This window comes from Longimicrobium sp. (assembly GCF_036399935.1).
Lineage (GTDB): Bacteria > Gemmatimonadota > Gemmatimonadetes > Longimicrobiales > Longimicrobiaceae > Longimicrobium.
Genome location: NZ_DASWMD010000021.1, coordinates 110,840 through 134,134 on the forward strand (window position 1 = coordinate 110,840; position 23,295 = coordinate 134,134).

Annotated in this window: 2 protein-coding genes; both read right to left on the bottom strand. The window is 73.7% G+C overall.

What is annotated here, in order from left to right:
* Positions 1-5: 5 nt before the first annotated feature.
* The gene (locus VGB24_RS07385) at positions 6-15,323 is read right to left on the bottom strand and encodes a non-ribosomal peptide synthase/polyketide synthase (protein ID WP_331072300.1); all 15,318 of its coding nucleotides are present in this window, start codon (positions 15,321-15,323) and stop codon (positions 6-8) included.
* Positions 15,324-15,875: 552 nt separating this feature from the next.
* Entirely contained in the window at positions 15,876-23,147 is a 7,272-nt protein-coding gene (locus VGB24_RS07390) for an amino acid adenylation domain-containing protein (protein WP_331072301.1), read from the bottom strand.
* Between the last annotated feature and the right edge of the window lie 148 nt (positions 23,148-23,295).

Below are 23,295 nucleotides of genomic sequence, written 5' to 3' on the forward strand. Positions count from 1 at the left end.
GTTCTTCAGAGTTGCGCGCTCAGGAGCCGGTCCAGCTCTTCTTCCGACAGCTCGTCGATGGTCGCGAGCAGGTGGTGCGCGCTGGCCTCGGGACCGGGCGCCGGTTCGGGCACCGGTCCCGCCTGGGCCACCGCCTCCGATTCTGCCACGACGCGCGCCAGCTCCTCCACCGTGCGGTGCTCGAAGAGCGCCCGCAGCGGCAGCTCCACGCCGAACCGCTTGCGGACACGCGACACCACCCGCGTGGCCAGGAGCGAGTGCCCGCCCAGGTCGAAGAAGCTTTCCTGCACGCCCACCCGGTCCAGCCCCAGCACCTCCGCCCAGATCTCCGCCAGCGCCTCCTCGGCCGGCGTCCGCGGGGCGACGTACCGGTCGGCGCCTGCCGCGTAGTCCGGCGCCGGCAGCGCATGCCGGTCCAGCTTGCCGTTCGGCGTCAGCGGCAGCGCGTCGAGCACCACGAACGCCGCCGGCACCATGTACTCCGGCAGGCTCCGCCTCAGGTGCTCCCGCAGCGCGTCCGCCTCCACGCCACCGGCCACGTACGCCACCAGCCGGCTCTCGCCCGCGTCCTCGCGCACCAGGACTGCGCACTCGCGCACGCCCTCGTGCTCACGCAGCACGGCCTCGATCTCCCCCGGCTCGATGCGGAAGCCGCGGATCTTCACCTGGAAGTCGGTGCGCCCCAGGAACTCCAGCGTTCCGTCCGCCCGCCAGCGCGCCCGGTCGCCCGTGCGGTATAGCCGTGCGCCCGGATCGGCGGAGAAGGGATCGGGGACGAAGCGCTCCGCGGTCATCGCCGGCCGGCGCAGGTAGCCGCGCGCCACCCCCGCCCCGCCGATCAGCAGCTCGCCCGGGATGCCCGCCGGCTGCGGGCCGCCGAGCGCGTCACAGACGTACAGCCGCACGTTCCCCAAGGGACGCCCGATCGGGTGCCCGTATACCATTCCGTCCTGCGGGACGGGGTGCGTGGAGGCCAGGATGGTCCCTTCGGTGGGACCGTAGAAGACGTGCGACTCCGCTGCGGGAAGTGCTTCGCGCATCTCCGCCAGCAGGTCGGCCGCGACACGGTCGCCACCCACGAACGCGCGCCGCAGCCGCCCCAGCCGGGGCGTCTCACGCTCCGCATGGACCAGCTGCCGCATCAGCGCGGGGACGGCGTGCACGAGCGTGGCGTCCGCGATCTCCTCCACCAGCGCGGGCACGTCCATCACCCGCTCGCGATCGACCAGGCGCACCGTCGCGCCCGAGGTGAGCGGAAGCAGCGCCTCGAAGAGCCAGATGTCGAAGGCGTACGAAGCCAGCGCGGGCATCACGTCGCCCTCGCGGATGCCGAACGCCTCGCGCGTGGCGGCCAGCAGGTTCGCCAGGGAGCCGTGCTCCACCAGTACCCCCTTGGGACGCCCGGTAGAGCCGGAGGTGTAGATGACGTACGCCAGGCTCGCGTCGGACGCGGGCACCTCCGGCGCCGCTTCCGTCTCCACGAGTTCGTCCACCCGGACGACAGTGGCTCCGTGCTCCGGCAGCACTCCGGCCGTACCCGCCGTGGCGACCACCACCGGAAGCGCCGCGTCGGCGATGATCCATCCCAGCCGTTCCGCGGGGTAGCCGGGATCCAGGGGAACGTAGGCGCCGCCCGCCTTCCAGATCCCCAGCACCCCCACGAGCAGCTCGGGCGTGCGCTCCATGCACAGGCCCACCGGGGTCTCGGGCCCGACTCCAAGGCTGCGCAGGTGCCCGGCAAGGACCGCCGCGCGCCGGTCCAGCGCGCCATAGGTCACGGCCTCGCGGCCGTCCAGGAGGGCGACGGCCTCCGGGGCACGGCGCGCCCACTCGGCAAAGAGCACGTGGGCCGGCGGGTCGGAGGTTTCGCGTTCGGTGCGGTTCCAGGCGTCCACCACCAGGCCGCGCTCTTCCGCCGAGAGCAGCTCCAGCCGCGAAAGCCGCACGTCCGCATCCTCGGCGACCTGCTCCAGCACCCGCTCCAAATGGCCGAGCATCCGCTGGACGGTGGAGCGGTCGAAGAGGTCGGTGCTGTACTCCAACGCGCCGCGAATGCCGCCGTCGTGCGGGATGGCGGTGAGCCCCAGGTCGAACCGGGTGGTCTCCACCTCCCCAGACACCCCCTCCATCCGCAGCCCCGCGACGTCGAAGCCGGAGCGGTCGGCGTTCTGGAGCGCGAACATCACCTGGAAGAGCGGCGAATGGCTCAGGGACCGCTCCGGCTGCAGCTCGGCGACCAGCCGCTCGAAGGGCACGTCCTGATGCTCGTACGCCCCGAGGGTACCCTCGCGCACGCGCCCCAGCAGCTCGCGGAAGGTGGGGTCGGCCGAGAGATCGGTCCGCAGCACCAGCGTGTTGGCGAAGAAGCCGATCAGCTCCTCCACCTCGCGCCGCGTCCGCCCCGCGATGGGGCTGCCCACGACGACGTCGTCGCTTCCGCTGTACTTGCTCAGCAGCAGCTGGAAGGCGGAGAGCATCACCATGTACAGCGTGGCGCCCTCGCCCCGGCCCAGCGCCTGGAGACGGTCGAGCAGCGTGCGCGGGAGGTCGAACCGCTCCCGCGCGCCGCGATGCGACTGCACCGCCGGCCGGGGCCGGTCCGTCGGCAGCTCCAGCAGCGCCGGCGCGCCCGCCAGCCGCTCCTTCCAATAGCCGACTTGGGCGTCCAGCACCTCGCCCCGCAGCTGCTCGCGCTGCCACACGGCGAAATCGGCGTACTGCACCGGCAGCGCAGCCAGCGGCGAATCGCCACCCTCGCGATAGGCGGCGTACAGGGCCGACAGCTCGCGCCGAAGCACGCCGCTGCTCCACCCGTCGCTGACGATGTGGTGGATGCACAGCAGCAGGACGTGCTCCTCGTCCGCCACCGGCAGCAGCACGGCGCGCACGAGCGGGCCCGCGGTGAGGTCGAACGGACGCGCCGCATCCTCCCGCACACGCCGCCGCACCTCCGCCTCGCGCTCCGCCTCGGGCAGCAAGGACAAATCGTCCACGGGAAGGGCGAAGCCGGCGAAGGGCGCGATCACCTGCACCGCCCCTTCGTCCACCTCGCGGAAGATGGTCCGCAGCGACTCGTGGCGGCGGACGATCTCGCCCAGGCTGCGCTCCAGCGCGTCCACGTCGAGCGCGCCGGTAAGGCGCAGCGCGGCGGGGATGTTGTACGGCGCGCTCCCGCCCTCCAGCTGGTCGATGAACCAGAGGCGCTCCTGGGCGAACGAGAGCGGGAGGGGGCGGTCACGATCGACAGGCACCACCGGCGGCAGCACCGGCAGCCCGGCGCGGCGCATCTCCTCCACGCGTACGGCCAGCTCCGCCACCGTGGGCCCCTCGAAGAGCGCGCGGAGCGGAACGACGACAGACATCGCGTTCTGCACCCGCGCCAGGAGCCGCGTCGCCAGCAGCGAGTGCCCACCGAGCGCGAAGAAGTCGTCGTTCACGCCCACGGAGTCCAGGCGCAGGACCTCGGCCCAGAGCTGCGCCAGGATCTCCTCCGTCGGCGTGCGCGGCGCGACCTGTCCGGACGCGCTCGCCTCCGGCTCCGGCAGCGCGCGGCGGTCCACCTTGCCGTTCGCCGTCAGCGGCACCGCCGCGATCGCCATGAACGCCGCGGGCACCATGTAGTCGGGGAGAAGGGACTTCAGGTGCGCCCGCAGCGCCTCCACGTCCATCCCGGCGCCCTCACGCGGAACGGCGTACGCGACGAGCGCGCGGTCTCCCTCGCCCCGGGCGGCGACGACGGCCTCGCGCACGGAGGGGTGCTTCGCCAGCGCGGCCTCGATCTCGCCCAGCTCCACGCGGAAGCCGCGCACCTTCACCTGGCCGTCCACGCGGCCGGCGGGCTCCACGGCGCCGTCAGCGCGGTAGCGTCCCAGGTCGCCGGTGCGGTACACGCGGTCGGCCGGGTCGCCGGTCAGGGGATTGGGAACGAAGCGAGACGCGGTCAGCTCCGCGTCGTTCAGGTAGCCGCGCGAGAGATACGGGGTGCGGACGGCGATCTCCCCCCGCTCGCCGATCCCCGCCAGCGCTCCCGACGGGGTGATCACCAGCAGGTCCACGCCCTCGATCCCGCGGCCCATGGGGACGGCCGGGCCCACCGCCGACAGGTCGGCGGGGATGCGGAAGAAAGCCATGGCCTGGGGCGTCTCGGTGGCGCCGTAGAAGTTGACCGCCTCGGCGTTCGGCGCGACGGCGCGCAGCCGCTCCACGTCCGCCGCGCGCAGAACGTCGCCGCCGAAGCACGCCAGCCGCAGCGCGGGGAGCTGTGCATCCGCTGGCCCCGTCGCCAGGACCTGGGCCATCGCGGGGGTGAGATGGGCGACGGTGACGCCAAAGTCCCGCATCCACCCCGCCAGCCACCCCGGCGTGCCGATCTCCCCCGCGTCGGGGATGGCGATGCTCCCACCCACCGCCAGCGGGGCGAAGACGTCGCGCAGCAGCGGGTCGTGCGCCAGGCCGGAAAGGAGCGAGACGCGGTCCGCCTCGCCGATCCCGAACTCCTTCGCGTACCAGCCGAAGAAGTGCGCCAGCGGCCGGTGCGTGCCGGCGATGGCCTTCGGCGTGCCGGTGGTCCCCGAGGTAAAGGCCACGTACGCCAGGTCGTCCGGCCCCACGGAGACCGCGGGCGCGGTAGCCGGGAAGCGCGCGATGCTGTCCGGGTCGTCGGACTTGGGGCCGAGGACGATGGCGCCCTTGACGCTCTCTCCCAGTGCCTCGATCAGGTCGCTCGGGACGTCGCCCGCGGCGGTGACGAGAAGGATGACGAGGGGTTTCGACGCGCGAACCTGCGCCGCAAGGCGGGCGGGCGGATACGCGGGATCGAGGATGGCGAACGCCGCGCCTGCCTTCCACGTGCCCAGCATCGCCCGCACGAGAGCCGCGGAGCGGTGGGCGTAGACGGCCACCACGTTGCCCGGCTTCACCCCGCAGTCGATCAGCCGGTGCGCGATGCGGTTGGCCGCCGCGTCCAGCTCGGCGTACGTCCAGCGCTCGCGCGGATCCTCCACGGCCAGCGCGTGCGGCGTCGCCATCGCCCGCGCGGCAACGACCTCGTGCACGGCCCCGCGGCAGGCCTCGGCCTCGATCGGCCGGGCAGGATCGGGGAGGACGCCGCGCGCCGCTTCCGTCGCCAGCGACAGCGCGCCGACGCGGGTTTCCGGCGCGGCGACGGCCTGGCGGAGCACGCCTTCCACCTGCGACAGGAGCCCGCGCATCCGCGGCGCGTCGAACAGGTCGGCTGCGTACACGAGGTTGACGTGGAGCCCCCCGTCCCGCTCCTTCACGTACAGCGTCAGGTCGAACTTGCTGGCCGCGTCGTCGCCCGGGCTCGCCTCGGCCACCTCCAGGTCGTCGGCCTGGAAGGCGCCGCGCTGGAAGTTGGCGAGGTTGAGCATCACCTGGAACACGGGGGCGTGCGCCATGCTGCGCTCGGGACGCACCTCCTCCAGCACCCGCTCGAAGGGGAGCTCCTGGTGCGCGTACGCGGACAGGGTGGTCTCGCGCACCCGCCCCAGCAGCTCGCGGAAGCTCGGGTCGCCGGAAAGGTCGGTCCGCAGCGCCAGCGAATTGAGGAACAGCCCCACCATGCGGTCCGTCTCCGCCCGCGTCCGCCCCGCGATCGGCGTCCCCACGACGACGTCCTTCTGCCCGGCCAGGCGTCCGAGCACCACGTCCAGCGCGGCGAGGAGCACCATGAACAGCGTGGCGCCCTCGCGGCGGGCCAGCGCGTGCACCTCCGCCGTCAGATCGGACGAGACGACCAGGCGCTCCAGCGCGCCGCGGTGCGATTCCACCGGCGGCCGGGGACGGTCCGTCGGCAGCTCCAGCAGCGCCGGGGCGCCGTCCAGCGCCCGCCGCCAGAACTCCACCTGCCGCTCCAGCACGGCGCCGGACAGCCGCTCGCGCTGCCACACCGCGTAGTCTGCGTACTGCAGCGCGGGCTCCGGCAGCGGCGACGGCTCGCCGCGCGCAAAGGCGCCGTACAGCGCCGAGAGCTCCTCCCGCAGCACCCCCAGCGACCACCCGTCGCCGATGGCGTGGTGGATGTTCAGGAGGAGGTGGTGCTCGGCGTCGGCGACGCGAACGAGCGAGGCGCGGAAGAGCGGCCCCCGCGCCAGGTCGAAGCGGTGCCGCCTGGCTTCGGCCTCCAGGCGCCGGGCCTCCGCCCGCCGCTCCTCCTCCGGCAGGTGCCGCAGGTCGGCGACCGGCAGGTCGAAGCTGGAGGGAGGCGGGCCGATCCGCTGCACGGGAACGCCATCCACCGCCGGCAGAGTCGTGCGCAGCGGCTCGTGGCGGCGCACCAGCTTGGCCAGCGCGCGGCGGAGCGCGTGGGGGTCCAGGCGGCCGGTGGTGCGGTACGAGAACGGGATGGCGTACACCGGGCTCCCCGGGTCCAGCGCGTCCACGAACCAGAGCCGCTCCTGCGCGAAGGTCACCGGCAGGTCGCCCTCGCGGGGGGCGGGGGCGATGGCGCCCTCGCCGGCCGACGCGCCCGTGCCGCGCAGGCGTTCGATCTCGGCCGCGAGCTCGGAAAGGACCGAGTGCTCGAACACGGCGCGCAGCGGCAGGTCCACGCCGAAGACCCCGCGCACGCGCGCGGCGACGCGGGTGGCGACCAGCGAGTGCCCGCCCAGCTCGAAGAACTGGTCGTCGGCCCCCACCCGCTCCACGCCCAGCACCTCCGCCCAGATCCCCGCCAGCACCTCCTCGGTGGGCGTGCGGGGCGACACGTACGTCTCCTCCGCCGCCCCGTACTCCGGCGCCGGCAGCGCCTTGCGGTCCAGCTTGCCGTTGGGCGACAGCGGGAACGCGTCCAGGAAGACGAATGCGGCCGGGACCATGTACTCCGGCAGGGTCTGCCGCACATGCTCGCGCAGCTCGTCCGTCCCGGCGCCGCCCACCACGTACGCCACCAGCCGCTGATCGCCGGGCACGTCCTCGCGCACCATCACCACGCAGTCGGCCACGCGCTCGTGCCGGCGCAGCACCGCCTCGATCTCGCCCAGCTCGATGCGGAAGCCGCGCACCTTCACCTGCCCGTCCATGCGGGCGACGAAGTCCAGCATTCCGTCGGCGCGCCAGCGCACCTTGTCGCCGGTGCGGTACATCCGCGCGCCGGGGTGCCTGGCGAAGGGATCGGGAACGTAGCGCTCGGCGGTGAGCGCCGGCCGCCCCAGGTAGCCGCGGGTGACGCCGGCGCCGCCCACGTAGATCTCGCCGGGCACGCCCACGGGGACGGGCCGTCCCGCGGGGTCCAGCACGTAGTGCGTGACGTTCCCCAGCGGCCGCCCGATCGGCGGCGGGCAGGTGCCGTCCGTGGCCTGGAAGGCGGTGGAGCGCACGCTGACCTCGGTGGGGCCCCACCCGTTGAAGAAGCGGCGTCCGGGCGCCCAGCGCGCCACCAGTTCGGCCGAGCAGATCTCCCCGCCCAGGATCACCACCTGCAGCTCCGGGAGGTGGGCCCACGGGGTGGCCGCCAGCGCGCTGGGGGTGAACTTGGCGTGGGTGATCCGCTTGCGGGCCAGCAGCCCGGTCAGCTCGTCGCCGGGGATCGTCTCGTGGCGCGGGGCGACGATCAGCGTGCCGCCGTTGGCCAGCGCGGTGAAGACGTCGAGCACCGAGGCGTCGAAGTGCAGCGGGGCGAAGAGGAGCACCCGCGACTCCGGCCCGTTCTCGTACAGCCGGGAAAAGGTGGCGATGGTGTTGCACACGCCGCCGTGCTCCACCAGCACCCCCTTGGGCACGCCGGTGGAGCCGGAGGTATAGAGGACGTACGCCAGGTGGCGCGGCCCGACCTGCACCGCGGGCGGGGTGGCGGGATGGCGCTCCAGCTCGGCGTCCAGCTCACCGCCGACCACGAGCACCTCGTATCCCGCGGCCCAGGGGCGCGCGGCGCTCGCCGCGTCGGCGAGCACGATGCGGGCGCCGGACTCGGCCAGCATGAACGCGGTGCGCTCGTCCGGCGCCGCGGGGTCCAGGGGAACGTAGGCCGCGCCGGCCTTCATCACCCCCAGCAGGCCGGCGATGGCCCCGCTGCACGGCTCCATGCAGAGCGCCACCCGCCCCTCGGGGCGCACGCCCAGCTCCACCAGCCGGTGCGCCAGGCGGTTGGCCCGCGCGTCCAGCTCGGCGTAGGTGAGCGACTCGCCGCCGAACTCCACCGCGGTCGCGCCGGGCGCGCGCGCCACCTGCGCCTCGAAGTGGCGGTGGATGAGGACGAGGTCGGTGAAGGGCTCGTCGGTGCGGTTCCACGCCTCCACCACCAGGGCGCGCTCGCTTTCCGGCATCAGCGCCAGCCGCTCCACCCCGCGCGCGTCGTCGGCCACCATCTCCGCCAGCACCCGGCGCAGGTAGCCCATCCAGCGCTCCACCGTGTCCCGCTCGAAGAGCGCGGTGGCGTAGGTCACGTTCCCCGCGATGCGGTCGTCCGCCTCGCGCAGGGAAAGCGAGAGGTCGAACTTGGCCTCCTGCATGGACCCGCCGGCGCCCACGGCCCCCACCTCCAGCCCGGGAAGCGACGGCGCCTCGCCCATGGGCGCGTTCTGCAGCGCGAACAGCGCCTGGAAGAGCGGGCTGTACGACATGCTGCGCGCCGGCTGCACCAGCTCCACCACCTGCTCGAAGGGGATGTCCTGGTGACCCTGCGCCTCGAGCGACCGCTCCTTCACCCGCTCCAGCAGCTGCGCCACCGTCGGCGCGCCGGACAGGTCCACCCGCACGGCCAGCGTGTTGACGAAGAACCCGATCAGCCCCTCGATCTCCCACCGCCCGCGGCCGGCCGTGGGCGTGCCGACCACCACGTCGTCCTGGCCGGAAAGCCGGCCCAGCACGGCCGCCCACCCGGCCAGCAGCGTCATGTAGAGCGTGGCCCCGTGCCGGCGCGACAGGGCGTTGAGCCCCGCGGTGAGCTCCGCGTCGAGCTCCAGCGGGAGCACCGCCCCCGCGTGGTCCATCTCCGCCGGCCGGGGGCGGTCGGTGGGCAGCTCCAGGAGCCGGGGGGCGCCCGCGAGCGTCCGCGTCCAGTACTCCGCCTGCTCCCGCAGCACGTCGCCCTCCAGCCAGCGCCGCTGCCACGCCGCATAGTCCGCGTACTGCACGGGAAGCGCGGCGAGCCGCGCCTCCCGGCCCTCGCGCTGGGCGGCGTACAGCGCCGAAAGCTCCTCGAAGAGCACGCCCATGGACCACCCGTCGGTGACGATGTGGTGCATGGTCAGCAGCAGCACGTGGTCGTCGTCCGCCAGGCGTACCAGGCGTCCGCGGACGAGGGGGCCGCGCCGCAGGTCGAAGGGCGCGCGCCGCTCCTCGGCCATCACCCGCTCCAGCTCCGCCTCCGGGCGCCCCGCCAGGTCCAGCTCCACCAGGTGGAATCCCGCCTCCGCGGGGGCGATGCGCTGCTCCGCGGTCCCGTCGACCTCCGCGAACGTGGTGCGCAGGGCCTCGTGGCGGGCCACGACGCCGTCCAGCGCGCGCCCCAGCGCCCCCCGGTCCAGCGCGCCGCGCAGCCGCAGCCGCTGCGACGCGTGGTACGCGCTCCCCAGGCCGCCCATCTGCTCCAGGAACCACAGGCGCTGCTGCGCAAAGGAGAGCGGCAGGTGTCCGCCGCGGTCCACCCGCTCGATGGGCTGCAACTCCACGCGCCCGGCCGCCGCCAGCACCTCCGCCAGGTCCTTCAGCACCGGGCACTCGAACACCTTCCCCGGCTCCACCTCCACGTCCAGCACCTGCTGGACGTGCGAGGCCATCTGCAGGGCGAGCAGCGAGTGGCCACCCAGCTCGAAGAAGTCGTCGTGGCGGCCCACCCGGTCCACGCCCAGGACCTCGCTCCAGATTTCGGCGAGCGCCTGCTCCACCGCGCCCACCGGCGCCTCGTGGCCGTGCCGCACGAACGCCTCGCCGTCGGGCGAGGGCAGCGCCTTGCGGTCCAGCTTGCCGTTGGGCGTAAGCGGAAGCATTTCCAGGTGCACGTACGCCGCCGGCACCATGTGCTCCGGCAGCCGCCCGCCCAGGTGCGCGCGGAGCGCCTCGACGTCGGCGCCCGCCTCGCCCGTCCAGTACGCCACCAGCCGCTTCTCGCCCGGCGTGTCCTCGCGCACGAGCACCACCGCCTCCCGGACGCCGGCGTGCTCCACGAGCCGCGCCTCGATCTCGCCCGGCTCGATGCGGAAGCCGCGGATCTTCACCTGGAAGTCGGTGCGGCCCAGGAACTCGATCGACCCGTCCGGCCGCCACCGCACCAGGTCGCCCGTGCGGTACAGCCGCGCGCCCGGCTCGCCGCCGAACGCGTCGGGAACGAAGCGCCCCGCCGTCTGCGCGGGCTGGCCCAGGTAGCCGCGCGCCACCCCCACGCCGCCCACGTACAGCTCACCCGGCACGCCCACGGGCACCGGCTGCATCCGCGCGTCGAGCACGTAGGTGCGCACGTTCGCGATCGGGCTTCCGATCGGGGGACGTCCGCGGGGGGAGGGGTCGATGGAGACCGTCGCGCAGACGGTGGTCTCGGTGGGTCCGTAGGCGTTCACGAAGCGCCGCCCCTCGCCCCAGCGCGCCACCACGTCGGCGGAAACGGCCTCGCCGGCCGAAACCACCGTCCGCAGCGCCGGCAGGCCCTCCGCCGGGAGCGTGGCGAGGAGCGAGGGGGGCAGCGTGGCCACGGTGACCGCGCTGTCGCGCAGCAGCGCCAGCAGCTCGGGGCCGGCCTGCCCGGGGCGCGCCATCACCAGGGTGGCGCCGCCGAGCAGCGTGTGGGCCACCTCGGCCACCGCCGCGTCGAAGGAGAACGAGGCGAACTGCAGCACGCGCCCGCCCGGCTGGACGCCGAACGCCTCGCGCTGCGCCGCCGCCAGGTTCCCGATCCCCCGGTGCGGAACCACGACGCCCTTGGGCCGCCCGGTGGATCCGGAGGTGAAGATCACGTAGGCGGCGTTCTCGGCATCCACGCGCACCGAAAGGTCGCCGCCGTCCTCACCCGCGACCTCCGCCGCGATCCGGTCGAGCGCGACGACGGCCGCCCCCGTCTCCGGGAGATCGGCGGCGAGCGCGGAGGTGGTCAGGACGAGGCGGGCGGCGGAACGATCCAGCATCCAGCGCCGGCGCTCGGCCGGGTAGTCCGGGTCGATCGAGAGGAAGGCGGCGCCCGTCTTGGTGACGGCGAGCAGCGCGACCACCATCTCCACCGACCGCTCCAGCGCCAGCGCCACGATCGTCTCGGGGGCGGCGCCGAGCGCGGCCAGCCGCCGCGCCAGGCGGTTGGCGCGGGCGTTCAGCTCCGCGTACGTCAGCGAGATGTCGCCGGAGACCAGGGCCACCGCGTCGGGCGTGTTCCGCACCTGCGCCTGGAACAGCTCGTGGATGCACGCCCCGCGCGGATACGCGGCCTCCGTGCGGTTCCACGCCTGGAGCACCAGGCGCCGCTCCGCCCCGGGGAGCAGCGGGAGGGTGTCCACGGCCTGCAGGTCGTCGGCGGCAAACGCCTCCAGCACTCGGCGCAGGTACCCCAGGTGGCGCTCCACCGTCGCCCGGTCGAAGAGCGCCGTCGAGTACTTCACGCGTCCCAGTATCCGGTCGTCCGCCTCCCACAATCCGAGCCAGAGATCGGTCTTGGCATCGACGTGCGCGGACTCCTCGGCCACGCCCGCTTCCACCCCCGGGAGCGACAGCGCGTTGCCTTCTCCGCGGGCCATGTTCTGCCACGCGATCACCACCTGGAAGAGCGGGTGGTACGACACGCTGCGCACCGGGTCCACCAGCTCCACCACCTGCTCGAAGGGGATGTCCTGGTGGTGCTGCGCCGCGAGCGCCCGCTCCTTCACCCGCCCCAGCAGCTCCGCCACCGTGGGCGCGCCCGACAGTTCCAGGCGCAGCGCCAGGGTGTTCACGAAGCAGCCGATCAGCCCCTCGGTCTCGGGCCGTCCGCGGCCCGCCGTGGGCGTACCGATCACCACGTCGTCCTGGCCCGAGAGCCGGCTCAGCACCACGGCCCACCCGGCCACGAGCGTCATGTACGGCGTGGTGCCGTGCCGCCGTGCCAGCGCCTTCAGCCCCGCCGTGAGCGCCTCGTCCAGCTCCACCCCGAGCACCGCCCCCGCATGGTCCACCTGCGCCGGCCGCGGGCGGTCGGTGGGGAGCTCCAGCAGCGCCGGCGCGCCCGCCAGCGTACGCGTCCAGTAGTCCGCCTGCTCGCGGAGAACGTCGCCTTCCACCCACCGGCGCTGCCAGACCGCGTAGTCGGCGTACTGCACCGGCAGATCGGGAAGGCGCGCTTCCCGCCCCTGGGCGTGGGCTGCGTAGAGCGCGGAAAGCTCGTCGAAGAGCACGCCGAACGACCAGCCGTCGGTGACCAGGTGGTGCATCGCCAGGAGGAGCACGTGGTCGTCGGCCCCCAGCCGGACGAGCCGGCCGCGGACGAGCGGCCCCCGCTCCAGGTCGAAGGGCGCACGGGCCTCCGCGGCGATCAGCCGGTCGAGCTCCGCCTCGGCGTCCGACCGCCCGCCCAGGTCGTGCTCCACCAGGCGGAATCCGCTCGCCGCCGCCGGGGCGATCCGCTGCTCGGGAACGCCGTCCACCTGCGCGAAGGTGGTGCGCAGTGCCTCGTGGCGGGCCACCACCCCGTCCAGTGCCCGCGCCAGCGCGTCCACGTTCAGCGCGCCGCGCAGGCGCAGCGACTTGTGGAGGTGGTACACGCTCCCCGGCGTCCCCAGCTGCTCCAGGAACCAGAGCCGCTGCTGGGTGAACGACAGCGGCAGCGTCCGTGTACGCCCGGCCGGCACCACGGGGGGGAGCACCGGTAGCCCCGCTCCGCGCATCTCCTCGACGCGCGCGGCCAACTCCGCCACCGTGGGCCCCTCGAAGAGCGCCCGCAGGGGCAGCTCCACGCCGAACCGCTCGCGCACCTGCGACACCACCCGCGTGGCCAGCAGCGAGTGCCCGCCCAGCTCGAAGAAGCTCGCCTCCACGCCCAGGCGCGCGACGCCCAGCACCTCGGCCCAGATCCCGGCCAGCACCTCCTCCACCGGGGTGCGCGGCGCCACGTACGCCTCCTCGTCCCCCGCGAACACCGGCTCCGGCAGCGCCTTGCGGTCCAGCTTGCCGTTGGGGTTCACGGGGAGCGCGTCCATGTGGACGAACGCGGCCGGGACCATGTAGTCCGGCAGCCGCTCGGCGAGGAGGGCACGCAGCGCCGCGGCGCCTACGGAGTCACCCGTGTAGTAGGCCACCAGCCGGGGGTCGCCGGCCTCGCCCTCGCGCGCCCGCGCCACCACCACCGCCTCGTGCACGGCCGCATGCTCGGCCAGCCGCGCCTCGATCTCGCCCAGCTCGATGCGGAATCCGCGCACCTTCACCTGCGCGTCGCCGCGGCCCATGAACTCGATGGTCCCGTCCGGCAGCCACCGCCCCAGGTCGCCCGTGCGGTACAGCCGCGCGCCGGGCGTCCCGCCGAAGGGATCAGGGAGATAGCGCTCCGCCGTCTGCCCCGGGAGCCGCCGGTAGCCGCGCGTCACCCCGGCGCCGCCCAGGTACAGCTCGCCCGTCACCCCCACCGGCACCGGCTCGCCGGCCTGGTCCAGCACGTAGATGGTGGCGTTGGCGATGGGGCGGCCCGGCGGCATGGAGCGGCTGGAGTAGCTCGACAGGTCCGCCCGGGCGTAGTGGTGCGCCGTGATCCCGGTGGCCTCCGTGGAGCCGTACGGGTTCAGGAACACCGGACGGGGCTCCGGCACCCGCGCCAGCTGGCGCGGGTACAGCGGCTCCCCCCCGAACACCACGATCCGCAGCCCGCCGATCGCCCGGCCTCCGTCCGCCTCGACCAGCGCCTGGAAGCCCGTGGGGGTCAGGTTCATCATGGTGATCCCCGACGCGACGATCTGCGCGGTGATCCTGCCGGGCTCGAACGGCTCGCGCGCCAGGTGCACCCGGCCGCCCACGAACAGCGGGGCCATCAGGTTCCGCTGCGTCAGGTGAAAGCTGAAGGAGGTGACGACCAGCACCGCGTCGCGCTCGGTGAGCGCGGTGGCGCCCAGGTACCAGTGCAGCAGGTTGGACGCGCCCCCGTGGGTCATCATCACCCCCTTGGGCCGCCCCGTGGAGCCCGAGGTGTAGATCACGTACGTCAGGTGCTCCGGCGTCAGCGCCGCGCGCTCCGGGTCGCTGGCCGGCTGCGTCGCCCACCACGCCGCGTCCTCGTCCAGCGGCAGCAGGGGCACGTCCAGCCCCGCCAGCCGTCCCGCCAGCGAATCCTTCGTCAGCATGACCACCGGGGCGCTGTCCTGCACCATGTCGAGCAGCCGCTCCCGCGGATAAGCGGGGTCCAGCGGCAGGTACGCGCCACCGGACTTGAGCACCCCCAGCACGGCCACCACCAGCTCGGGCTCGCGCTCCACGCAGATCCCCACGCGCAGGTCGGGGCCCACACCCATGCTCCTCAGGTGGTGCGCCAGCCGGTTGGCGCGGGCGTTCAGCTGCCCATACGTCAGCCGCCGGTCCTCGAAGACCACCGCCACCGCGTCGGGCGTGCGACGGGCCTGCGCCTCGAACCGCTCGTGGATGTACGAGTCGGCGGGATAGGGTGTCTCGGTGCGGTTCCACTCCTCGACGACCAGGCGCCGCTCCTCGTCCGCAAGCAGGGCCAGCCGGTCCACCGGCCGGGTCTCGTCCGCCGCCATCCCCGCCAGCACCCGGCGCAGGTAGCCCGCGTAGCGCTCCACCGTCGCCCGGTCGAACAGCGCCGTCGCGAACACCACCTGGCCCGCGATCCCACTCCCTTCTTCCCACAGGTCGAGCGAAAGGTCGAGCCCAGCCATCGACCGCGGCTCCGCCCCGTCGATCTGCAGGCCGCTCCCGGCCTCATCCCGCCACGCGAACCCCGCCCGGAACAGCGGCGTGGCCGAGGGAGCGGCGAAGGGAAGGTCCTGGTTCCGCAGCGCCCCTTGCACCCGCGCCTCCACGCGGCCCACCAGCTCCGCGGCCGTGGGCGAGCCCGACAGGTCCATCCGCACCGGCAGCGCGTTCGCGAAGCACCCGATCACCAGGTCCGCCTGCCCCGACAGCCGGCCCAGCACCGCGGCCCACCCCGCCAGCAGCACCGTGGAGATGTGCGATCTGTGACGCATTCCGAGCGCGTTCAGGGCCGCAGCCAGCTCCTCGTCCAGCTCCAGCGGGACGAGGGCGGCGGCGGAGTCCAGCTGCGCGGGGCGCGGGCGGTCGGCCGGCACTTCCAGCGGCTCCGGGGCGTGCGCCAGCGTCTCCCGCCAGTACTCTGCCTGCTCCCGCAGCAGCCCCCCGTCCGCCACCGACGGCGACGTGGAGGATGTCCGACCAGCAAGCACGTCCATAACCTGTTTCCCTCGGAATATCTTGCCAAAGCAGTGAAACTGCGGGGCGCAGGTGCCCCGCAGGATCCCTTGTCTTGCCAGCTCACACGGATTCGCGGCCCCCGCCGGCCGGCCCCGCCCGAGACGGAAACAGCCTCCCACGTCACCGCCCTCGACGACGGAGGTGGGGAGGCGGTCCGGCTGACTCCGGCGGCACGGCCTTTGTCGGGAGGACTTGAACTACCCGATGGTACTAAAACGTAGGGAAATGAACGATAACCTAGGCGCTTCCGTGGCGTCAACGGTTGCCGCCGAGTTTAGCGGAATCATGGGCCCCTCTCCAGCTTTTCTGTCGGAAAGGAGCTTTCGGGAGAACGATCGGCCCACTTGACCCGGGAGATTATGGGTACTACATGACACGAAAGATGCGCACTGGACGCGGCAGAACGGCGAAGCAGGGTCGTTCGCGTGCCGCGGCGACCCGGTGTCTACGATGGCGCAAATCCGGCGAATCCGTCGGGTGAGGATCGGCCGGGCGGGCGGCCGGTCGTGAGACGCCGGCCCCGCCGGGCCTCAGCCCCCGCCCGCGGACGAACGGACCGCGACGGAGATCGCCGCCCCCACCGCCTCCACGTTCCCCTTCGTCCACATCGTGTGGTGCTCACCCGGAATGCGCACCAGCCGGAACGGAGCGCCCCCCGGCATGTCCTGCCAGCCGCGGCGCGGGTCGCCCGTCCTCTCGGCATCGTCGCTGCTGAAAAGGTGCACGGAGACGGGGAGCGGCCCGGGGACGAACTCCCCGTGGCTGTTCTGGAGCAGGGTGATGCGGCGCTGCACCTGCTCGGCCCGGGCCACGGTCACCGATTCGGGAAGGAGCGCCCGCGCCTTGCACTCGGCGATGAAGTCCGCCATGTCCAGCCCGTTGGCATCCACCCGCAGCGCCACGATCGCCTCGGCCGTCGCCCGCGTCTCGCCGCTGTCCCGGGCCAGCACCTCCAGCACCGAGATCTGCCGCTCCAGCGGCGTTTCCAGCGTGCGCTTGGGGGTCGGGTAGGCGGTGTCGAGCAGCCCGACGAATTCCACCGCCCGTCCCGTTCCGACCAGCCGTTCCGCCACCGCGTAGGCGAAGACCCCGCCCGCCGACCACCCCGCCAGGCGATAGGGCCCCTCCGGCTGCACCTCGGTGATCATCCGCACCAGCCGGGTGATCAGGTCTTCCGCGGAGTCGGGCTCGTCGGTGTCGTTGAGCGGCCCCGGCAGGGCGTACACGGGGATCTCCGGGTCCAGGTGCGGCCGGAGGAGCTGCCCGTAGTAGACGATCCCCATGGTGTCGTGCACCAGGAACAGGGGGCGCTCGGAGCCGGTCTCCCGGACCGGGATGGCGCGGGTGGGGCCGAACCACGCGCCGCTCTCCTGCAGCCGCGCCGCGAGCTGGTAGAGCATCGGGTACGCGAACACGTCTTCCACCGTCGCCGCCGGGTTCAGCGCCTCGCGCATCCGGTTCACCAGCCGCACGGCGAGCAGGGAGTGGCCGCCCAGGTCGAAGAAGTGGTCGCGCCGGCCCACCCACTCCACCCCCAGCACCTCGGCCCAGATCTCCGCCAGCACCTGCTCCGTCATGATGCCCGGCGGCTCCTTGCCCCGGCGCGCGAACGCGTCGCCCTCGGGCGCGGGCAGCGCCTTGCGGTCGAGCTTGCCGTTGCTCGTGAGCGGAAGCGCCTCCAGCCGCACGTACGCCCCCGGCACCATGTACCCCGGCAGGCGGGCCTCGAGGTACCCCTTGAGCGCGTCGGCCGGCGCTTCGCCCACCACGTAGGCCACCAGCCGCTTCCTCCCCGGGACGTCCTCGCGCGCCAGCACCACCGCCTGGCGCACCGCCGGGTGCTGGCGCAGCCGCGCCTCGATCTCGCCCAGCTCGATGCGGAAGCCGCGGATCTTCACCTGGAAGTCGGCGCGTCCCAGGAAGTCGAGAACGCCGCTTTCCTTCCATCGTGCCCGGTCGCCGCTGCGGTACAGCCGCGCGCCCGGGACGGCGGAGAACGGATCGGGGACGAAGCGTTCGGCGGTGAGCGCGGGCCGGCCCAGGTAGCCGCGCGCCACACCCGTCCCCCCGATCAGCAGCTCGCCTGCGACACCCACGGGCTGCGGCTCGCCGCGCGCGTCGCAGACGTACAGGCGCACGTTCCCCAGCGGCCGGCCGATCGGGTGCCCGGCGACCACGCCGTCCGCCGGCACCTGGTGCGCGGAGGCCAGGATCGTCGTTTCCGTGGGGCCGTAGAGAACCGAGGTCCGCGCGGCCGGGAAGGCGGCGCTCATTTCCGGCAGCAGGTCGGCGGGAACCTGGTCGCCGCCCACGAAGGTGCAGCGGACGCGCCCCAGGCGCCGCGCCCGGCGCTCCACCTGCACGATTTCGCGCATCAGCGCGGGGACCGCGTGCAGGAGCGTGGCGTCGGCGATCTCGCTCACCAGCGCGCGGGCGTCCATCACCCGCTGGGGCATGACCAGGCGGGTCTCGGCGCCGGAGATGAGCGGGAGAAGGAGCTCGAAGAGGGAGATGTCGAAGGCGCTCGAGGCCAGCGCCGGCAGCACGTCGCCGGGGCCCACACCGTACTCCGCGCGGGCCACGGCCAGCAGGTTCACCAGCGAGCCGTGGCGCACCAGCACGCCCTTGGGCAGCCCGGTGGACCCGGAGGTGTAGATGACGTACGCCAGGTGTTCCGGCCCCACCGCCACCTCGGCCCCATCGGGGTCCGACGCGGGATGCTCACCCCACGCCGCGCGGTCGCCCACGTCCACGAGCGGCACCCCGGTGCCGGCGAAGCGGCCGACGAGCGGCCCCCCCGTCAGCAGCGCGGCGGGCGCGCTGTCGTGCAGCGCGTAGCGGATGCGGTCCTCCGGATGCCCGACGTCGAGGGGAACGTAGCCGCCGCCGGCCTTGAGCACCGCCAGCAGCGCGACCACCGTCTCCAGCCCCCGCCGCACGCCCACCGCCACGCGCACCTCCGGCCCCACCCCCATCGCGCGGAGGTGGTGCGCCACCTGGTTGGCCCAGGCGTTCAGCTCCCCGTAGGTGAGCCGCTCCCCTTCGAACGACACCGCCACCGCGCCGGGCGCCTGCTTCACCCGGGCTTCGAAGAGCTCGTGGATGCACGCGTCGGCAGGGTACGCGGCGCCGGTGGCGTTCCACTCCTCCACCACCGTGCGCCGCTCGGCCGCGGAGAGCAGCGCCAGCCGGTCCACCGGCTTCGCCTCGTCCGCGGCCATCTCTTCCAGCAGCCGCCGCAGGTAGCCCACGTGCCGCTCGACGGTGGCGCGGCCGAAGAGCGCGGTGGCGTACTCCACCGTGCCCGTGATCCGCCCGCCCTCCTCCCGCAGCGCCAGCGAAAGGTCGTACCTGGCGTTCCCCTGCGACGGCGGGCCCCCGGAAGCCGCCGGGTACAGCGGGCCCAGCGCCAGCCCCGGCAGCTCCAGGCTTTCCCCCTGCGCGTTCTGCCAGGCGAACATCACCTGGAATACCGGGCCGTGCGCCAGGCTTCGCGTGGGGCGAACGTGCTCCACCACCTGTTCGAAGGGGATGTCCTGGTGCTGCTGGGCACCCAGGGCGCGCTCCTTCACCCGCTCCAGCAGCTCCGCCACGCGGGGCGAGCCCGACAGGTCCACGCGCAGCGGCAGGGTGTTGACGAAGAAGCCGATCAGGCCCTCGATCTCGCTCCACCCGCGGTTGGCGGTGGGGGTGCCAACCACCACCTCGTCCTGCCCCGACAGCCGGGCGAGCACGGCGGCCCACCCGGCCAGCAGCGTCATGAACAGCGTGGTGCCGTGCCGCTGCCCCAGCGTCTTGAGCGCCGCGGCCAGCGCCTCGCCGAGCTCCACGTTCACCGACGCGCCGGCGAAGTCCTGTTTCGCCGGGCGCGCATGGTCCGTCGGCAGCTCCAGCAGCTCCGGCGCGCCGGCCAGCGTCTCGCGCCAGTACTCCGCCTGCCGCTGCAGGACCTCGCCCTCCACCAGGCCGCGGTGCCACACGGCGTAGTCGGCGTACTGCACCGGAAGCGGCGGGAGCGGATCGGGCTCGCCGCGCGCGAAGGCGGCGTACAGCACGCCCAGCTCGCGGCGCAGCACGCCCATCGACCAGCCGTCGGAGACGATGTGGTGCATGGTCAGCAGCAGCACGTGCTCGTCCGCCGCCATCCGCACCAGCCGCCCACGGACCAGCGGGCCGTGCTCCAGGTCGAAGGGCGCGGTCCCCTCGTCCTGCACCAGGCGCCGCAGCTCGTCGTCCGCGTCCGCCGAGCCACGAAGGTCGTGCTCCACCAGCCGGAACGCGCTTTCCTCCACCGGGGCGATGTGCTGCACCGGCTCGCCGTCCACCGTGGGGAACGAGGTGCGCAGCACCTCGTGGCGCGCGACGATGCGGTCCAGCGACCGCGCCAGCGCGCCCCGGTCCAGCTCGCCCCGCATCCGCAGGCGCATGGGGACGTGGTAGGTGCTGCCCAGGTTTCCCAGCTGCTCCAGGAACCACAGCCGCTGCTGCGCGAACGACAGCGGCGGCGCCCCCGTGCGTTCGGTGGGCACCACGGGCGGCAGCACCGCCGCCAGCCCGGCGCGGCGCATCTCTTCCACGCGGCCGGCCAGCGCCGCCACGGTGGGTCCCTCGAAGAACGCCCGCAGCGGCAGCTCCACGCCCGACAGCGCGCGGACCCGCGACATCACGCGGACGGCCAGCAGCGAGTGCCCGCCCAGCTCGAAGAAGCTTTCCTCAACGCCCACCCGCTCCAGGCGAAGCACCTCGGCCCAGATCCCCGCCAGAACCTCTTCGGCCGGGGTGCGCGGCGCTACGTACCGGTCCGCGCCGGCCGCGTACTCGGGCACCGGCAGCGCCTTGCGGTCCACCTTGCCGTTCGCGTTCAGCGGCAGCCGCTCCAGGGCCACGATCGCCTGCGGCACCATGTACTCCGGCAGCCCCTGGCGCAGGTGCGCGCGCAGCCCGTCCGCCTCCACCTCTCCCACCACGTACGCCACCAGCCGCTTGTCGCCCGGCTGGTCCTCGCGCATCATCACCCGGGCCTCACGCACCCCCGGGTACGCCGCGATGGCCGCCTCCACCTCGCCCGGCTCGATGCGGAAGCCGCGGATCTTCACCTGGTCGTCCAGGCGGCCCATGAACTCCAGCTTCCCGTCCGCCCGCCACCGCGCCCGGTCGCCCGTGCGGTACATCCGCGCGCCGGGGGCGTCAGCGAAGGGATCGGGGACGAAGCGCTCCGCCGTCAGCGCGGGCCGGCCCAGGTAGCCGCGCACGACGCCCTCGCCTCCGATGCACAGCTCGCCAGGGATGTTCACCGGGAGCGGCTCGCCCGCGGGGTCGAGGACGTAGGCGCGCGCGTTCGGGATCGGCCCGCCGATCGGCACCGTGGGCGCGTCCTCCGCCACCTCATGCACCTCCTCCAGCGTGCACCATACGGTCGCCTCGGTGGGCCCGTACTCGTGCAGCACGCGGGCAGGCTTGCCCTCGCGCAGCATCCGGCGCACGCTCTCGGTCCCCACCGCCTCGGCCCCGAAGACCAGCTGGCGCAGGCTCGCGTAGACGTCCGCCTGCTCGCCCACGTGCTGGTTGAGGAGCGCGGCCGTCTGGTACAGGTGCGTGATCCCCTGCTCGCGCAGCGCCTGCCCCAGCAGCGGCGCGGAAAGGAGCACGTCGCGCTCGATGCCCACCAGCGTGGCGCCGTTCAGCAGCGCGCCCCAGATCTCGAACACCGCCGCGTCGAAGCTCGCGTTCGATCCCTGCGCCACGCGGTCGCCGGGGCCGATCGGCATCGTCCCGGGGAGGCCGGATGCGTACTGCACCACCTCGCGGTGGGCCATCATCACGCCCTTGGGGCGTCCCGTGCTGCCGCTGGTGTAGAAGACGTAGGCCAGGTTCAGGGCCGACGCGTTCGTGGACAGGGGGTGATCCGGCCCGCCGGCGAGCACATCCGCGGCCTGGTCGAGACGGACGACGTGGAGGCCTGGCGGTGCGGCGAGCTCCCCATCGCTCAGCAGGACGCGTACGGCGGAGTCGGCCAGCATGAGCTCCATCCGCTCGGCCGGGTAGGCCGGGTCTACGGGAACACAGCAGCCGCCGGCCTTGAGCACGGCCAAGGTGGCGGCCACGGTGTCCACGCCGCGCTCCAGGCGCAGCCCCACCCGGCTCTCGGGCCCCACGCCCAGCCCGGCCAGGTGGTGGGCCAGCCGGTTGGCGCGCGCGTCCAGCTCCCGGTACGTCACCACCTCCGTTCCCCACGCCAGCGCCACCGCGTCGGGCGTGCGCTCCGCCTGCGCCTCGAACAGCGCGTGGATGCAGCCCTCCGGGAACGGCCGCTCGGTGCGATTCCACTCCACGACCACCTGGGCACGCTCCTCCGGCCCGGCGAGCGCCAGGCGCGAGAGGCGCACGTCCGGGTCGGCGGCCACCTGCTCCAGCACCCGCGCCAGGTGGCCGAGCATCCGCTCGGCCGTGGCGCGCTCGAAGAGGTCCGTGGCGTAGTTCAGCCCGACACGCAGGCCCCCGGTGGTCGCCTTGGCCGTGAGGAAGAGGTCGAACTTGGCGCTCGCGAGCTCCGCTTCGACTTCGCTCACCTCCAGCCCCGGCAGCGCGACTCCGCGGTCCACGGCGTTTTGCTGCGCGAACATCACCTGGAAGAGGGGCGCGTGGCTCAGGGTGCGCTCCGGCTGCAGCTCGGCCACCAGGCGTTCGAAGGGCACGTCCTGGTGCTCGTACGCGCCCAGCGTGGCCTCCCGTGCCCGCCGCAGCACCTCGCGGAAGCTCGGGTCGCCGGAGAGATCGGTGCGCAGCACCAGGGTGTTGACGAAGAAGCCGATCAGGTCCTCGACCTCCTTCCTCGTCCGCCCCGCGGCCGGGGTGCCCACGACGATGTCGTCGCTCCCGCTATACTTGGACAGCAGCACCTGGAAGGCGCCGAGCAGCGTCATGTTCAGGGTCGCGCCCTCGCTCCGTCCCAGCGCCTGCAGCCGCTCCAGCAGCTCCAGGGGAAGCTCGCTCTTCTCGCGCGCCCCCCGGAACGTCTGCACCGCCGGGCGCGGATGGTCCGCGGGCAGCTCCAGCAGCTCCGGCGCACCCGCCAGGCGCTCCCGCCAGTACGAGAGCTGCCGCTCCAGCACCTCGCCCTCCACCTGATCGCGCTGCCACACCGCGTAGTCGGCGTACTGCACCGGCAGCTCCGGCAGCGGCGACTCACGCCCGTCGCGATACGCCTCGTACAGCGACGACAGCTCCCGGTAGAGCACCCCCAGGCTCCACCCGTCGCCGACGACGTGGTGAACCGAGAGCAGCAGCACGTGATCGTCGGCACGCAGCCGCAGCAGCGCCGCGCGGAAGAGCGGTCCCGCCGCAAGGTCGAACGCCCGTCCCGCCTCGTCGCGGACGCACTGCCTGAGCGCCGTCTCGCGGTCCGCGCCGCTCAACCCCGACAGGTCCTCCACCGGCAGTGCGAACCCGCCGAAGGGCAGGATCACCTGCACCGGCGAGCCGTCCACCTCGGCGAAGACCGTGCGCAGCGCCTCGTGGCGCCGGACGATCTCGCCCAGGCTCCGCTCCAGCGCCGCCTCGTCCAGCGCACCCTCCAGGCGCCATGCCACGGGGATGTTGTAGACGGCGCTCCCCGGCTCCAGCCGGTCGATGAACCAGAGCCGCTCCTGCGCGAACGACAGCGGCGGCCGGCCCTCCCGGGTGGCGGGCTCGATCGGCGGGAGCTCCGACCGGTCCCGCACCAGGTCGCGGGCCCGCGCCATCTTCAGGAGCTCCAGGCGCTGGGCCGGTGTCAGTTCGGTGAGTGCCGCGGGGAAGTTCATGGCCTGGGGACGCCTGTCGATCGGGTGCGTGGAACGCGGACGGATCCCCTCGCGCCCGGCGAAGCGGCCGGACGAGGGAAGGTGTCGATGCCGCGGGTGGATTCCCCGCGGCGGGGGCGGCCGGGCGCGCCGGCGTGCCGGCCGTTCG

What these genes read in the sequence shown, in the direction of transcription:
- VGB24_RS07385 (WP_331072300.1), bottom strand. Translation starts at nt 15,323, where the DNA reads ATGGACGTGCTTGCTGGTCGGACATCCTCCACGTCGCCGTCGGTGGCG.
- VGB24_RS07390 (WP_331072301.1), bottom strand. Translation starts at nt 23,147, where the DNA reads ATGAACTTCCCCGCGGCACTCACCGAACTGACACCGGCCCAGCGCCTG.